This is a genomic window from Rhizobium sp. CF080 (assembly GCF_000282095.2).
Classification (GTDB): domain Bacteria; phylum Pseudomonadota; class Alphaproteobacteria; order Rhizobiales; family Rhizobiaceae; genus Neorhizobium.
The window spans coordinates 120727-136825 of the sequence record NZ_AKKC02000001.1 but is presented as its reverse complement, the minus strand read 5'-3'; the positions used below and the strand labels follow the sequence as shown (position 1 = coordinate 136825).

The 16099-nt window shown below is 60.5% G+C and carries 11 protein-coding genes; 5 read left to right on the top strand and 6 right to left on the bottom strand.

Annotated features, from left to right (window positions below; genetic code table 11):
* Positions 1–5 precede the first annotated feature (5 nt).
* The 5 genes from PMI07_RS00665 to PMI07_RS00645 all read right to left on the bottom strand — a co-directional run bounded on the left by PMI07_RS00665 (position 6) and on the right by PMI07_RS00645 (position 6612).
* A complete protein-coding gene (locus PMI07_RS00665) occupies positions 6–1847 on the bottom strand; it encodes a methyl-accepting chemotaxis protein (RefSeq protein ID WP_037084949.1) in 1842 nt (613 codons plus the stop codon).
* 396 nt (positions 1848–2243) lie between these two features.
* Positions 2244–4085, bottom strand: coding sequence for a methyl-accepting chemotaxis protein (locus PMI07_RS00660; RefSeq protein WP_024163445.1), 1842 nt, complete (start codon positions 4083–4085; stop codon positions 2244–2246).
* Between the two features lie 279 nt (positions 4086–4364).
* A complete protein-coding gene (locus PMI07_RS00655) occupies positions 4365–4883 on the bottom strand; it encodes a plant virulence effector HPE1-like domain-containing protein (RefSeq protein ID WP_007757536.1) in 519 nt (172 codons plus the stop codon).
* 100 nt (positions 4884–4983) lie between these two features.
* Positions 4984–6255, bottom strand: coding sequence for a phosphoribosylamine--glycine ligase (gene purD / locus PMI07_RS00650; RefSeq protein ID WP_007757535.1), 1272 nt, complete (start codon positions 6253–6255; stop codon positions 4984–4986).
* A gap of 147 nt (positions 6256–6402) precedes the next feature.
* Positions 6403–6612: a hypothetical protein gene (locus tag PMI07_RS00645; RefSeq protein ID WP_007757534.1), complete on the bottom strand. Its 210-nt coding sequence runs from the start codon at positions 6610–6612 to the stop codon at positions 6403–6405.
* 225 nt (positions 6613–6837) lie between these two features.
* Here PMI07_RS00645 and PMI07_RS00640 point away from each other — a divergent pair, with 225 nt between their 5' ends.
* From PMI07_RS00640 to ubiA, 4 genes are all read left to right on the top strand, one after another.
* On the top strand, positions 6838–9135 hold the full coding sequence (locus PMI07_RS00640; RefSeq protein ID WP_007757528.1) for a Tex family protein: 2298 nt from the start codon (positions 6838–6840) through the stop codon (positions 9133–9135).
* A 169-nt stretch (positions 9136–9304) separates the two neighbouring features.
* Positions 9305–10561, top strand: coding sequence for a cyclopropane-fatty-acyl-phospholipid synthase family protein (locus PMI07_RS00635; protein ID WP_007757527.1), 1257 nt, complete (start codon positions 9305–9307; stop codon positions 10559–10561).
* Positions 10562–10661: 100 nt separating this feature from the next.
* Positions 10662–11471 carry a MipA/OmpV family protein gene (locus tag PMI07_RS00630; RefSeq protein WP_007757525.1) on the top strand — a complete coding sequence of 270 codons (810 nt, stop codon included), beginning with the start codon at positions 10662–10664 and terminating at the stop codon, positions 11469–11471.
* A gap of 123 nt (positions 11472–11594) precedes the next feature.
* A complete protein-coding gene (gene ubiA / locus PMI07_RS00625; protein WP_037084879.1) occupies positions 11595–12545 on the top strand; it encodes a 4-hydroxybenzoate octaprenyltransferase in 951 nt (316 codons plus the stop codon).
* A 79-nt stretch (positions 12546–12624) separates the two neighbouring features.
* Here the strand turns inward: ubiA and PMI07_RS00620 are convergent, their stop codons facing one another.
* The gene (locus tag PMI07_RS00620; protein WP_007757522.1) at positions 12625–13191 is read right to left on the bottom strand and encodes a DUF6101 family protein; all 567 of its coding nucleotides are present in this window, start codon (positions 13189–13191) and stop codon (positions 12625–12627) included.
* 302 nt (positions 13192–13493) lie between these two features.
* Here PMI07_RS00620 and PMI07_RS00615 point away from each other — a divergent pair, with 302 nt between their 5' ends.
* Positions 13494–16085: a DUF1217 domain-containing protein gene (locus PMI07_RS00615; protein ID WP_007757521.1), complete on the top strand. Its 2592-nt coding sequence runs from the start codon at positions 13494–13496 to the stop codon at positions 16083–16085.
* Positions 16086–16099: the final 14 nt, after the last annotated feature.

Below are 16099 nucleotides of genomic sequence, written 5' to 3'. Positions count from 1 at the left end.
CTCAATTAGCTTGCGCGGCGCATCTTCTGTGCGACGCGGTTGAGGCTGCCGGCACCGCTATTGTTGCCGGCATTGATGCGGAAGCTGCTGATCAGGTTCAGCAATTCGTCGGTGTCTGCGGCAAGCGCTTCTGCGGAGGCGGTGGTTTCTTCGGCCATCGCCGCATTGTGCTGGGTTGCCGCGTCGAGCTGGTTCAGCGAAGACGAGATCGAGCGCAGCGTTGTGTCCTGTTCGGAGGCCGAATGGGCGATCTTGCCGACGATGTCGCTCGCCGCCTTCACCTGGTCGGAAATCCGCTTCAGGGCTTCGCCCGCTTCGCCGACGAGGCGCACGCCGTTCTGCACCTGGCCGGAAGAGCGCGAGATCTGGTCCTTGATCTCTTTGGCCGCAGCGGCGGAGCGCTGGGCAAGTTCGCGGACTTCCTGGGCGACGACCGCGAAACCCTTGCCGGATTCACCGGCGCGGGCAGCTTCGACGCCCGCGTTGAGGGCCAGCAGGTTGGTCTGGAAGGCGATGTCGTCGATCACGCCGATAATCTTGGAGATTTCTTCCGACGAATGTTCGATGCCGCCCATCGCATCGATCGCCTGGGCGACGATCTGGTCGGAACGGTTGGCTTCGGCGCTGACCGAGGTGACGCGCTGCGCGGCCTCGTGTGCACCTTCGGCCGTCTGGCGAACGGCGACGGCGAGTTCGTCGAGTGCCGCCGACGTCTCTTCGAGGTTTGCGGCCTGGCGTTCGGTACGCTGCGACAGTTCATTCGAAGCGCGGCGGATTTCCTCCTTGGAGCCGCCGATATCGATGCCCTTGGCGTTGACCTTGCTCATCGCGGCTTCGAGATGGACGAGCGCATCATTGAAGTTGTGGCGGAGCGTTTCGTAACGCGGGCCGAGATCGGCGCAGCGGATCGTCAGGTCGCTATGGGCGAGTGATTCCAGTGCTTCGCCGATGGTGGAAACGACGCGGGCCTGGCTTGCGGCTTCTTGCTGCTGCAGGTCGAGGTTCTGCTGGCGCTCGCGGTCGAGCTCCTGGCGCTGGTCTTCCTGGCGTGCGGCCATGGCATGGCGTTCGCGGATCTTTTCCTGCAGCGCCTGGGTGGCCTTCGCCATCATGCCCACTTCGTTCGACATGTCCGTATGCGGAATGGCGATCGTGACGTTTTCGTCGGCGACGGCCTGAAGCGTGCCATGCACGGCGGCCAGAGGCTTGGTGATGCCGCGGATCACCACATAGGCAGCCGCAAGAGCGATTATCAACGCAAGCGCGCCGATAGCGAGTGCGTCCAGCACCATTCCGCGGATCTGTGCCTGCAGGTCATCGGTGTAGACGCCTGTCGCAAGCACCATCTGCCAGGGTTCGAAGGCCTTCGCATAGGAGCTCTTCGCAAAGTCGCCATCAGGCTGCCCGGGCTTGGTCGTGCTCAAATAATCGATAATTCCACCGCCGGATTTGCCAACCGAGACCATTTCGTCGCGGAACATCTTCCCGGCGGAATCGGGTTTGCCCTTGCCGCTCTCGCCGACCTTCTTCGGATCGGGATGCATCAGCATCTTCACATCGTAGTCATAGGCGAAGAGATAGCCGTCGGGCTGGAAGCTCATGGCGGAGACTGCGGTAAAGGCCTGTTTCTGGGCTTCTGCGCGCGTCAGTTCACCGGCCGCCTCACGCTGCTGGAACTTCTTGAGGATGCCGATACCGGACTCCACCTGGGTCCGCAGCATTCCATACCGCTCGGCATAGATAGCCCGCTTGGAGGCCTGGAGTTCGAAATAGGTCACGACGGCGAAGCCGGCGATCAGGGCCAGCACCAGCAGGACGAGCTGGTTTGAAATCCTCAGGTTTTTCATGTTCGTTCCATAAGTGATTGAGCTCGCCTTGAGCGACCGGGAAGAATGATTCGGAATGGAGAGGCGCGTCCTGCGCATGGAGATGTGCTGCATCGCACACTCTGGAGAATATGACGCAATATTTGAATAAAAATTTAACAATAGCGAATTTTGAGAAGGATATTCAATATTCTAAAAAACTCTGCGCATGTTTCCCGCGAGCTGGATATGTTTAAGGTCGGCGAGGATAGGAAAAATACAGAATACGCTAGAAAAATAGCTCAAAGAAATTGAATAGAAATGCTGAATGGCGAGATATACTTGCAATGTATACCTATAGTGGAAAGTAATGCCTCTTGTGAAACAGACCGCCGGATCTTTCGACCCGGCGGTTCTCCGTCCCCCGACTAATCTCAATTAGCTTGCGCGGCGCATCTTTTGTGCGACACGGTTGAGGCTGCCGGCACCGCTATTGTTGCCGGCATTGATGCGGAAGCTGCTGATCAGGTTCAGCAATTCGTCGGTGTCGGCGGCAAGCGCTTCTGCGGAGGCGGTGGTTTCTTCCGCCATCGCCGCATTGTGCTGGGTCGCCGCGTCGAGCTGGTTCAGCGAAGACGAGATCGAGCGCAGCGTCGTGTCCTGTTCGGAGGCCGAATGGGCGATCTTGCCGACGATGTCGCTCGCCGCCTTCACCTGGTCGGAAATCCGCTTCAGGGCTTCGCCCGCTTCGCCGACGAGGCGCACGCCATTCTGCACCTGGCCGGAAGAGCGCGAGATCTGGTCCTTGATCTCCTTGGCGGCAGCGGCGGAGCGCTGGGCAAGTTCGCGGACTTCCTGGGCGACGACCGCGAAACCCTTGCCGGATTCACCGGCGCGGGCAGCTTCGACGCCCGCATTGAGGGCCAGCAGGTTGGTCTGGAAGGCGATGTCGTCGATGACGCCGATGATCTTGGAGATTTCTTCCGACGAATGTTCGATGCCGCCCATCGCATCGATCGCCTGGGCGACGATCTGGTCGGAACGGTTGGCTTCGGCGCTGACCGAGGTGACGCGCTGGGCGGCCTCGTGTGCACCTTCGGCCGTCTGGCGAACGGCGACGGCGAGTTCATCGAGTGCCGCCGACGTCTCTTCGAGGTTTGCGGCCTGGCGTTCGGTGCGCTGCGACAGTTCGTTCGAAGCGCGGCGGATTTCCTCCTTGGAGCCGCCGATATCGATGCCCTTGGCGTTGACCTTGCTCATCGCGGCTTCGAGATGCGCAAGCGCCTCGTTGAAGTTGTGGCGCAAGGTTTCGTAACGCGAGCCGAGATCGGCGCAGCGGACGGTGAGGTCACCCTGAGCAAGCGCTTCGAGCGCTTCGCCGATGGTGGAGACCACCCGGGTCTGCACGGCGGCTTCCTGCTGCTGCAGGTCGAGGTTATGCTGGCGCTCGCGGTCAAGCTCCGTCTTTTGCTTTTCCTCGCGTTCGGCCATGGCGTGACGCTCGCGGATCTTTTCCTGCAGCGCCTGGGTGGCCTTCGCCATCATGCCGACCTCGTTCGACATGTCCGTATGCGGGATGGCGAGCTTGACATTCTCGTTGGCGACCGCTTCCAGCGCCGAATGAACGGAGGCGAGCGGCTTGGTGATATTGCGGATGACGATGAAGGCGACACCGAGGGCGAGCAGGAAGGCGATGAAACCGATGCCGACCACTTCCACGATCGTCTTGTTGATCTTGACGTCGAGGTCGTCGGTGTAAACGCCCGTGCCGACAATAATCTGCCAGGGTTCGAAGGCGCGGGAATAGGCCGCCTTCTCGAAGACCTTGTCGGCAGGCATGCCGGGCTTTTCCCAGTAATAGGTGGTGACCCCGCCGCCGGCACGGCCCTTGGCGACCATCTCTTCGCGGAACAGGTTGCCCATCTTGTCCGGCTGACCCTTCTGGTTCACGCCGATCAGTTTGGAATTGTAGTGGAACTGCGTCACCGTGTCGTAGTTCAGGCCGAAGATGTAGCCGGCCGGCTCGTATTTGATCCCTGCGACGGTTGCGTAAGCCAGTTTCTGCGCGTCCTCGTGCTTCAACTCGCCCGATTTTTCCCGGTCATAATAGGACTGGAGGATGGAAATACCGGATTCGACCTGGGTGCGCAGCATGTCGTAGCGCTCGGCATAGATGGAGGCGATCGAAGTGCGGATCTGATAGTAGGTGACGGCGGTGAAAGCCACCATGAGTACCGCCACCATGGCCAACAATTGGTGGGAGATCTTGAGATTCTTCATGTTTCGACTCACTTTCAGGCAGCCGAATTCTCCCGGAGGAGCCGGAGCGGGACGAAGTTTTAGGGGGGAGCGCTTCCTGCGCCGATCACATGCTCACATCGCACTGGGATGTGAGAGTGATCTCGAATATTTGAATAAAAATTTAATTATGCCGGACTTGACAGTCGCAAATGCGAATATTTTGGGCAAGTCGGGCTTGATGATGCGCAATTTACGCGCATTCCGTGAAGTGATATTATCGAAGCACTTTTTGCTATGTAAATATAATGATATTCTAATCTAGAACCGATTGGTGCGCAGCTCGAACGTATCGAGCGACAGCGGCTTCGGTGCGAGGGAGGCTTCCGTAATCGCCACCTCTGCCTCACCGATCGTCTTCACCGCGCTGGTCATGGCGCCGGTATCGATGCCGTCACCCGACGCCTCGGCGGCAGCGATCTGCGTCTCGGTCGAGCCGTTGGTGGTCGGGTGAAGTTCGGCAATGGCCTTTTCCTTGGCCATCCATGCGGGAAGCTTGCTGACATGGATCACAGGCGAACCGCCGAGCCAGGCTTCGGTGCGCGCCAGCTTCTTCTCACCGTTGATCTCGATGATTTCGGTCTTCTGGGTGCCTGCCGGCAGATCGGGAACGGTATAGGCCGCTTCTTCCGATTTCCGTGCCACGGCGGCCGGGCAGTTTGCGCAGGTCTTGGTGACGATACTGACGCCCGTTTGATGCGTGCTGTTGATCACCGTGATCGACGACGCGAAAGCGGAACCGCTTGCAAACACCAGAGCTGTAGCCAGGACGAGACGCATAACCGGGAATCCTTCTTGAGGTCCCCGATGATTACCGCAGCTTCGTTTCGATCCCGTCTGGATAATCGGTAAATTTTGAATGAACTGGTGTTTCCGGCACTCAGTTCTTTTCGCGTGCCACCGCCTGCCAGCCAATATCGCGGCGGCAGAAACCGTTTTCCCATTCGACTTGGTCGACCAACTTATAGGCACGGACCTGAGCGTCTGCCACGGTCTTTGCCGTTGCCGTGACGTTCAGCACCCGGCCGCCGGTTGCGACAAGAGCGCCGTCCCTGAGCGCCGTTCCGGCATGGAAGATCTTCTCGCCGGGAACACTTTCAGGCAGATGGGCGATCGGTGTGTTCCTGTCATAGGCGCCCGGATAACCCTTGGAGGCCATGACCACGGTCAGCGCCACCTCGTCGCTCCACTCGGTGGAGACCCGGTCGAGCGTCTCGGTCGCAGCCGCATGGAGCAGGTCGAGCAGGTCGCTCTTCAGCCGCATCATCAGCACCTGGCATTCCGGATCGCCGAAGCGGACATTGTATTCGATCAGTTCCGGACCCTTGGCCGTGATCATCAGTCCTGCAAAGAACACGCCGGTAAAGGGATGTCCGCTTTCTGCCATGCCGCGGATCGTCGGCTCGATGATCTCCTTCATGGTGCGCGCGACCATGTCCGGCGTCATCACCGGAGCGGGCGAATAGGCGCCCATGCCGCCGGTATTCGGGCCGGTATCGCCGTCGCCGACCCGCTTGTGGTCCTGGGCGGTGGCCAGCGCCAGCGCCGTCTTGCCGTCGGAAAGGCAGAAGAAGCTCGCTTCCTCGCCGTCCAGATAGGCTTCGACCACCACTTCCGCGCCGGCCGAGCCGAAGGCGCCGTCGAAACAGTCGTCGATCGCGACAAGCGCCTCGTCGAGCGCCATGGCGACGGTGACGCCCTTGCCGGCGGCAAGCCCGTCGGCCTTTACGACGATGGGCGCGCCCTGTTCGCGCGCATAGGCCTTGGCCTCGGACACATCAGTGAAGCGGCGATAGGCGCCGGTCGGGATATTGTAGCGGGCGCAGAGATCCTTGGTGAAACCCTTCGAGCCTTCGAGCTGCGCAGCAGTGGCCGAAGGACCGAAGGTTGCAATGCCCTTGGCGCGGAGAACGTCCGCAAGACCGGCGACCAGAGGCGCTTCCGGCCCGACGACGACGAGGTCGATGGTCTTTTCGAGGCAGAAGGCCGCGATGGCGGCATGGTCGTCGATGTCGAGCGGCACGAGTTCGGCATGATCGGCGATACCGGGATTGCCGGGTGCTGCATAAAATTGCGTGAGTTTGGGAGACTGGGCGAGTTTCCAGGCGAGCGCATGCTCGCGTCCACCCGAACCGATCAAGAGAACCTTCATGTCCTGCCCTCGCCTGCGCTGAAAACCTTGGCCTTGCGCGGCGGTTAAGGGGAGGGGAGGCAAAGGTCAAGGGCCAAGGCTTGGTTGGCCTCCCATCTTGTGGCCGTCATGGCGCTTTGATGGGAGGCAGGTCGTGTTCAAGAGAGGTCAGAACTCGCCGTGTCGGTTCTTCGCTCCATGTCGGATGTCCAGCGTGGTGCGGAAGATCATCCTGTTTCGATACGCCAGGAATGGCACCGGTTCGTTCCGCAGGGACGCGTCGTCCAGTTTCTGTTCGAGATAGGAAATGGCGGCCTCAAGCTCTTCGCTGTCAACAGCCGTTTCAAATGCCAGGATTCTGGCGGCTTTCTTGGGCATGATTCCCTCCGTTCGGCCGCATCATGCGGCGGGGCGGTTTTAATTGTCTCTCGGCGGAGGTGAGAGGGTGCCGTTTCTTTTCCACAGAGCCTTGGTTACCGATCCTTCACCCCGTGTTTCGTTCCGGCACGGTTCGGTTCAGCAAATTGTGAAACCGGCATTCGCCACGTTGCCTTGCCACAAACTTCGACTATGGTCGCGCCTCCCATTTGAACGAGGACGCCCATGGCCGCCGATCTCCGTTTCCTTGCCGCCGCGATTGCCGCGGAAATCAATGCCCGTCCCGAACAGGCCGCCGCCGCGATCGGGCTGATCGACGAAGGCGCGACCGTGCCGTTCATCGCCCGCTACCGCAAGGAAGTGACCGGCGGCCTGGACGACACGCAGCTTCGCAACCTGTCGGAACGCCTGGTCTATCTGCGCGAGCTGGAAGCGCGCCGCTCGACCATCGTCGATTCGATCAATTCGCAGGGCAAGATGACTGACGAGCTTGCCGGAAAGATCGGCAAGGCGACGACCAAGGCCGAGCTCGAAGATCTCTATCTCCCCTATAAGCCGAAGCGCCGCACCCGCGCCGAGATCGCCCGCGAGCGTGGCCTCGGCCCGCTCGCCGAGGCGATCTGGGCCGACCGCAGCGTTGATCCGACGAAATTGGCTGAAGCCTATATCAAGGATGAAGTCACCGACGTGAAGGTAGCGCTCGACGGCGCCCGCGATATCGTCGCCGAGACATTCTCCGAAAATGCCGACCTGCTCGGCCGGCTGCGCCAGCACATGCGCAATGGTGCGACGTTGAAGGCCAAGGTCGTCGACGGCAAGCAGGAGGCCGGCGCCAAGTTCTCGGATTATTTCGAACATTCCGAACGCTGGTCGACGGCACCCGGCCATCGCGCGCTTGCCATGCTGCGCGGCTGGAACGAGGAGTTCCTGACCCTGACGATCGAGGTCGACCAGGACGATCCGTCGCCGATCAAGCCCGCCCAGCGCATCATCGCGCTCGCCTTCGACATTCGCGACCGGGGGGCAGCCGACCGCTGGCTGATGGAAGCCGCAGGCTGGACCTGGCGCGTCAAGCTCTCCGTATCGCTGTCGCTCGACCTGATGCGCGAACTGCGCGAGCGCGCCGAGGAGGAGGCGATCCACGTCTTCGCCCGCAACCTCAAGGATCTGCTGCTGGCCGCACCTGCCGGCTCTCGCACCACGATGGGCCTCGATCCGGGCATCCGCACCGGCGTCAAGGTGGCGATCGTCGATGCCACCGGCAAGCTGCTGGAGACCACGACCGTCTATCCGTTCCCGCCGAAGAACGACATCCGCGGCACCCAGGCTGAGCTCGCCTCGCTGATCCGCAAACACAATGTCGAGCTGATCGCCATCGGCAACGGCACCGGTAGCCGCGAGACGGAAAAGCTGGTCGCAGACATGCTGTTGAACCTGCCCGGGCAGAAACCGACCAAGGTCATCGTCTCGGAAGCGGGCGCATCGGTCTATTCGGCGTCGGAAACCGCCGCTCTCGAATTCCCCGGCCTCGACGTCTCGCTGCGCGGCGCCGTCTCCATCGCCCGCCGCCTTCAGGATCCGCTGGCGGAACTCGTCAAGATCGAGCCCAAATCGATCGGCGTCGGCCAGTACCAGCACGATGTCGACCAGGGAAAACTCTCCCGCTCGCTGGATGCGGTGGTGGAAGACGCAGTGAACGCCGTTGGCGTCGATCTCAACATGGCATCCGCGCCGCTGCTGGCCCGCGTCTCCGGCCTCAGCCGCTCGATTGCCGAAGCGATCGTCGCCCATCGCGACCAGAACGGCGCTTTTTCGAGCCGCAAGGATCTCTTGAAGGTCGCCCGTCTCGGCAACCGCACTTTCGAACAGGCGGCCGGCTTCCTGCGCATCCCGAACGGCAAGGAGCCGCTCGATTCATCGGCCGTCCATCCGGAAGCCTATGGCGTGGCGAAGAAGATCGTCGCCGCCTGTGGCCGCGACCTGCGCTCGCTGATGGGCGATAGCGCCGCCCTGAAGGCGCTTGACCCGAAGCGGTTCATCGACGAGACCTTCGGCCTGCCGACGGTCAAGGACATCATCGCCGAGTTGGAAAAGCCCGGCCGCGACCCGCGCCCGAGCTTCAAGACCGCCACCTTTGCCGAAGGCGTCGACGAGATCACCGACCTGAAGCCCGGCATGATGCTCGAGGGTACGGTCACCAATGTCGCCGCCTTCGGGGCCTTCGTCGATATCGGCGTGCATCAGGACGGTCTGGTCCATGTCTCGCAGCTCGCCGACCGTTTCATCAAGGACCCGCACGAGGTGGTGAAGGCAGGTGACGTGGTCAAAGTCCGCGTCGTCGAGGTCGATGTGAAGCGCAAGAGGATCGCGCTCACCATGCGCAAGGACGGCGGCGAGGTAGCGCCGGCCCCGCGCAGCGACCGCGACGCCCGGCCGGTAAATCCCAAAATGATGAAAACCGAAAAATCTTCATCCCAGGGCGCTTTCGGTGCGGCACTCGCGGAAGCTTTAAAACGCAAGTGATTTTTGCGCACTTTGGATGAATCTCAATCACAAGATGTAGGTCGTCAGGCGGGGGTTTGACGGCCTGTTTTTTTATGTCATTTTCATGGCGGCAATGTGCTTGAAAGTCGCCGAGAAACCATTAGATTTTGGATTAGTAAGGCATCCTTAGTATATTGGAGGTGGGTCCGTGGCCTCGTCCCTTCACAATCTTCTCAACAAAATCATCAAGACTGGAACCTTGACCGTACGCGGTTCGGGAGGCGAGCAGCGTTATGGCGGCGGCGGTGGTCGCACCGTTTCGATACGGTTCGCCGATGAAGCTGCGGAACGCGAACTGGTCGCGGATCCGCCCTTGAAACTCGGCGAACTCTATATGGATGGCCGCCTTCTTGTCGAAGAGGGCGACATCTACGAGTTCCTGGCCCTGATCAAGGACAATACGCTCAGCGAAGGTTTGACCTTCGGCATGATCTGGCGGGGTATCGCCCGCGTGCTGGTTTCCCAGTTCCGAAACCGTGTGCCGATCAACCACAATCGGCGCAACGTCGCCCATCACTACGATCTCGATGAAAAGCTGTTCTCGCTCTTCCTCGACGAAGACTGGCAATATTCCTGTGCCTATTTCAATCCGCCGGGCATTTCGCTCGACGAGGCGCAGATCGCCAAGAAGCGCCATATCGTCGCCAAGCTGCTTGCCGAACCGGGCCACAAAGCGCTGGAAATCGGGTCTGGCTGGGGCGGCATGGCCATGTATCTGTCGGAATCCTCCGGCGTCGACGTGACCGGCATCACGCTCTCGACCGCGCAGCTCAAGATTTCGAACCAACGCGCCGCCAAGCGCGGGCTCGCCAACAGCGTCCGCTTCGAGCTGCAGGACTATTATTACCTGCCGCCCGACAAACGCTACGACCGCATCGTTTCCGTCGGCATGTTCGAGCATGTCGGCCGGTTGAATTACCCCAAGTTCTTCAACAAGGTGAACGACGTTCTCGCCGATGACGGCGTCATGGTCCTGCATTCGATCGGCCAGCCTTATCCGGCCCTTATCAACAATCCCTGGATCGAGAAATACATCTTCCCGGGTGGCTATATCCCGGCAATCTCGGAAGTGATGCCGTCGATCGAGCAGGCGGGCTTGCTCGTCTCCGACATCGAGATCCTGCCGATGCATTACGCCTATACGCTGCGCCATTGGCGCGAACGGTTCATAGCCAACAAGGACAAGGCGGCAGCGCTTTACGACCAGCGGTTCGTGCGAATGTGGGAATTCTATCTCGCCGGTTCGGAAATGGCCTTCACGCACGAAAGCTTCTTCATCTTCCAGATGCAGATCGTCAAGAAGCGCACGGCTGTTCCGGACAATCGCGACTATATTTACGAGCGCGAGGCGGAACTCAGGGCTTTCGAACAGAGCCGCATCCCGCTCGACAAGGTCGCCGTCTGATCTTGCGCGTGGTTAACAAGCTGGCAACGGAAATCCGATAATAGAACAGAAATCCCCTGTGGGATCTCTGTTCTGTTTTGCGTTTTCGGGATCCGTTGCCATGTCCTTGCCTCTCCGGGCTGCTCTTTTCATTTCCGTTTTTTCGATTGTTTCTTCCGGCAGCGCCAAGGCCCAAGAAGGTTTCTGGTCCGGCGACTGGTACCTGACGCTCGGCGGCGCCGGTTTCGTTGCGCCGAAATTTGAAGGTGACAATGGCCGCAGCCTGCAGTTCTCGCCGATCATCTCGCTCGGCCGCCAGAACAGCAAGCAGGCCCGCTTCACGTCCCGCAACGACAGCATCTCCTTCGCGCTGATCGACCAGGGTTCGATCCGCGCCGGCGTGGCGGCCAAGCTGATCATGCCGCGCGACGGCGATACGTCCGACGATCTGAAGGGCCTGAAGAACGTCAAGCTCGGCGGCGAACTCGGTGGCTTCATCGATATCTATCCGACCGACTGGATTCGCGCCCGAGCCGAAGTCCGGCAGGGCATCCGCAGCCATGATGGCGTCGTCGCCGATGTCTCGGTCGATGCGTTCACCGATCTTCAGCCGGATCTCAGGCTTTCCGGCGGTCCGCGCGCGACCTGGGCAAGCAACGGCTACAACGACGCCTATTATAAGGTGACCCCGAGCCAGTCGGCGGCATCGGGTCTCTCCGCCTACGATCCGGGCAGCGGCCTGCATTCGGTCGGCGTCGGTGCGGCGCTGACCTGGAAGGCGACTGAACAGCTCGAGCTGTCCTCGTTCGCCGAATACAAGCGGCTGACCGGCGATGCCGCCGACAGCAGCCTGGTGCGCGAGCGCGGTTCGAAAAACCAGCTGATGTTCGGCGTTTCGGCAAGCTACAAATTCGGCTTCTCGCTGCCCTAAGGCGTGGACGTGTCCGCGCCGGAAGGCGTGGCTCTGCCACGCCCCGAGGCGTTGACCTGTCGGCACCATGAGGCGACAACGCGTCCGCTTGACCGCACCGTTCGGGCGGCGCTAGAACCGGCCATGACGAACGCCGACGATTTCAGCGGCCGCGTGGCCGACGCTCCATCCGACAATTGGGTCTATCGCGTTCTGCCGCGGCCGGCCTGGCCCTATGCGCAGCTGGCAAGGTGGGACCGGCCAATCGGCTGGCAGCTGCTGATGTGGCCCTGTTTCTGGTCGGCGGCGCTGGCGGCGAACGCTGCCAAGGGCGAGGGGACGTTTTCCTTCGGCCTCCTGCTTTTCCACCTCCTGCTGTTCTTCTTGGGGTCGGTCGCCATGCGCGGTGCCGGCTGCACCTATAACGATCTCGTCGACCACGATATCGACATGGAAGTGGCGCGCACCCGTTCGCGGCCGCTGCCGTCCGGCCGCGTATCCCGCTTCGAGGCCAAGGTCTTCATTGCAGTGCAGGCGCTGGTCGGCCTGCTCGTCCTCGTCCAGTTCAATGCCTTCACGATCCTGCTCGGCATCCTGTCGCTGGCGGTGGTGGCAATCTATCCCTTCGCCAAGCGGTTCACCGACTGGCCGCAGTTCTTCCTCGGCCTTGCCTTTTCCTGGGGTGCGCTGATGGGTTGGGCCGCCACGTTCGGCAGCCTCTCGCTTGCAGCCCTCTGGCTCTATCTGGCAGCCATCGCCTGGACGATCGGATACGACACGATCTACGCCCATCAGGACAAGGAGGATGACGAGCTGATCGGGGTCCGCTCGACCGCCCGTCTGTTCGGCGACAATACCAAGCCGTGGCTGATCGGCCTTTACGGCCTGACACTGGTCTTCCTGCTGTTGGCTTTCGGATCGGCGGGTGCCGGGTTCCTTGCCTATCTCGGCCTTGTCGCCGCAGCGCTGATGTTCGGCTGGCAGGTTCTGGTGCTCGATATCGACAACGCCGACCAGTGCCTGAGGTTGTTCAAGTCCAACAACCGCGTCGGCGCGATCCTGTTTGCCGGCCTCGTCCTGTCGCTCGCCCTTTAATGGAAAAAGCCCGACCGTTAGCGGATCGGGCTCTCTCCCACCTTATCGCGCGGGCGGAGGACAAAGGGACAGCAAAGCCCTAGCGGCGCGCGATAATCTCCTTGCCTTCGATCTTCATCGTCACGCCGAGGCTGCCGGTGGTGCGGCGGACCAGGAAGCGTGGCCGGCGGGCCGCGAAATAGGAATGGCGGCGGCGCTGCCTGACGCCGTTGGTGCGCACGTCGCCGATATGGTTTTCCAGCGGTCGGGCGATGCCGTCGGCTTCCACCATCAGCATCGGAATGCGGAAGGCGTCCGACCAGCTCCGCCAGTCGGCGGCGATGTCGCAGAGGTCGTGGGCGACGAGCAGCGGAATGCACAGATCCGGGTCGTCGTGATGCAGTTCGAGCGTGACGGTCACTTCGCCGTCGCCATGGTCGATGGCACGGGCCGCAACGCCCTTGAAGGCGCGGGCGGGCAGGGCGAAGGAGAGCGGCAGGCCGCTTGCGGGAAGGATCTTACGCAGCACGGCGCCGCGTTCGTCGATGGTGATAGTGACATCTCCTGAGGTCTCGCGCAGTGCATAGGTAACCTGCTGCGGGAAACGAGACGGATCGAGCCTGAATGTCGACCCTGCCCAGACGGGCTTCAGAACGGTATTGGTCATCGATATGCTACCCTTGTTTTACCTGAGAGCCGTTGCCGGTTTCTCTACGGGACTTTTGTCCTCTGATAGCCAAAGCATAGGACTGCCATGTTCGAGACTGCTTAAAAATAGCGGTTAAAGAAGCCTTGCCTGCCTGGATGGTTAGCAAAAGGGCTCGGTTTTGGGTTTCCGGAAAGTGAATCGGCGCATTTCGGTGCAGGTGCGGGACATCTCGGGCGGGACGTCGGAACGCTTAGAAAAGCCCCGGGCAAGGCTAGTCCGCAATGATTGCGCCAGCATCATTCCGACTTGTGGGGCCTTCCATGGTATCGACCTATCTCACCTTCGATCTCGTCAATCGCGACATGCAGAAAAGCTTGAAGACGATCGCTGGCCAGACGACGGTCGTCAACGACACGAAGTACTACCAGGAAAACATCGGCAAGATCAAAACGGTAGACGAGTTCCTCGACAACTACCGGCTCTATTCCTACGCCATGCAGGCGCACGGCCTGGACGACATGATCTACGCCAAGGCTTTCATGAAACAGGTGCTGGAAAGCGATCTCAGCGACGACAACAGCTTCGCGAACCGCCTGACCGACGATCGCTACCAGAGTATCGCCGCGGCCTTCAATTTCGGCGTTTCCAGTGGCGAAGGGGCGGCCGCGCAGTCCAATGGCCAGATGGAGGAACTCTTCGATACCTATGACCAGACGATCGCCGCCCAGGACGATACGCTCGAAGAGGACACCCGCTACTTCAAGGCGATGCTGGGCGAGACCGGCAATATCACCAATGTCGATCAGTTGCTGGCCAATCCCAGGCTTCGCGACTACCTGTTCACCGCCTATGGCATCGATACGAAATACTACAATTACAATGCCATCCGCGGCGTGTTGGTCAGCGATCCGGCCGATCCGACCAGCTTTTACAACACCGCCTACGGCAACAATCTCGACCAATACAATGCAGCGAAAACCGAAGACAGCGAGCTTGCCGAGCGGCTGAGCCTCAGCACCGGCATTCCCACCCTGCAGGACTCGATCGCACTCGGTCAGCAAAGGAAAACCGATCTCGAAACCCAGATCGCCGCCAAGCAGGATGAGCTGAACAATGGCGGTGATGCGGCAACCCTCCAGCCCGAAATCGACGCCATGCAGGTGGAGTTGACGAAGACGGTGACCGCGATCCAGACGGACCAGGACAATCTCACCACCTCTCAGACGCGCTATACCGAGCTGGACGCCAGGCTGGTGCCGATCGCCGATACGGCCTCGCGCCGCGCCGAGCTCGCGACCATCATCAACGCAGGGGTGTCCGATGCGCCCTATCTGGACTTGATGAAATCGCTCGCCGAGGATTTCAACTTCAATGCGGACGGTTCGGTGCCGGCAGGCGGCGCGGTCACTCCCGAAAAGCTGCTGGAGATCGTCGGCGGGTTCTTCAACAAGCAGACCCGTATTTCGCATGCCGAGGCGATGTTCAATCAGGAACTCTTCGAGCAGGAGCTCAAGACCGCGACCAACGTCACCGATTTCATCGACGATCCTCGGCTTCTCCAATACATCAAGGTCGCCTTCAATCTCGACAAGGTCACGGTCGTCAAGTCGACGATCGAGCAGATCCTGACCAGCGACCTCTCCGACCCGGATAGCTATGCGAACCGCTTCGGCGAGACCAATCCGGAATATCTCGAGCTGGCAAAGGCCTTCAACTTCAATACCGATGGTACTGTGGTCGCCGGTCAGGCCCAGACCGAACTGCAGATGACTTCCACCCGCAGCGACTATATGAGCCGCTGGGACGACAAGCAGGAAGCGGATCTCGAAAAAACCATCAAGGCCTACAAGCTTGATCTTTCCGCTATTACGACGCTTGACGATTTCCTCAGCTCGGATGCCGACGTCTCCTACGATTTCGCTCTCGAGGCGGTTGGTATCGATCCGACGACCGTTTCGAAACTGACGATCAAGAATGCCCTGAAAAGTGACCTTTCCGACCCGAACAGCTATATCTACAAGCTGAAGGACGAGCGCTTCGTCTCGCTTGCCAAATTTTTCAACTTCGACACCAAGGGGGCCGTCACCCGCCAGGTGCTGCTCCAGTCCAATGCGGCGATCACCAATGTCGCCAAGGACTATATCCTGCGCAAGACCCGTTTCCTGGAAGGTGATGAACTTGAGGCCGCCAAGACGAAGGCCCAGACCGAGGCGAAATATTATACCGACGCGATGCAGCACATCGGCAGCCGCGATGAGCTGCTAGCCGACCGCAAGACGCTCGACATCCTGCTGACCTCCAAGGGGATAGACCCTGCCACGGTCACCGACGACTTCCTGAAGCAGGCCTTCAACTCCGACCCTGCCGATCCCGAAAGCTTTGTGAATAAGCAGACGGACAAGCGGTTCGCGCAGATCGTCGGTACTTTCAATTTCGATTCCAAGGGCGAAATCGACCGCAGTTCGGCAGGTGAGGCTCAGAACGGTGGCGAGGTTGTCGCGACGCAGGACCTTTACGTCCGCCAGATGCTCGAAACCCAGCAGGGCGAGGAAAACCCAGGCGTCCGCCTCGCGCTCTATTTCGAGCGCATGTCCGACAGCATCACCGACCCTTACGTGATCCTCGGCGACGAAGCGCTGATGGAGTTTTTCCGCGTCACCTTCAGCCTCCCCACGGAAATCGGCAACATGGATGTCGACCAGCAGGCCAAGATCGTTGAGAAGAAGCTCGATCTCGAAGACCTGGCCGATCCGGAAAAGGTGAAGAAATTGGTGCAGCGCTTCACGATCATGTACGATCTGGAAAACAGCGCGAATACGGCATCGGCGGTTAGCATCCTGAGCAGCGACGGCAGTTCGGTGGGCATCAGCTCGGATACATTGTGGGCCTTGTCCCAGATCAGGATGAGCTGAGAGAGGGGCGCCCC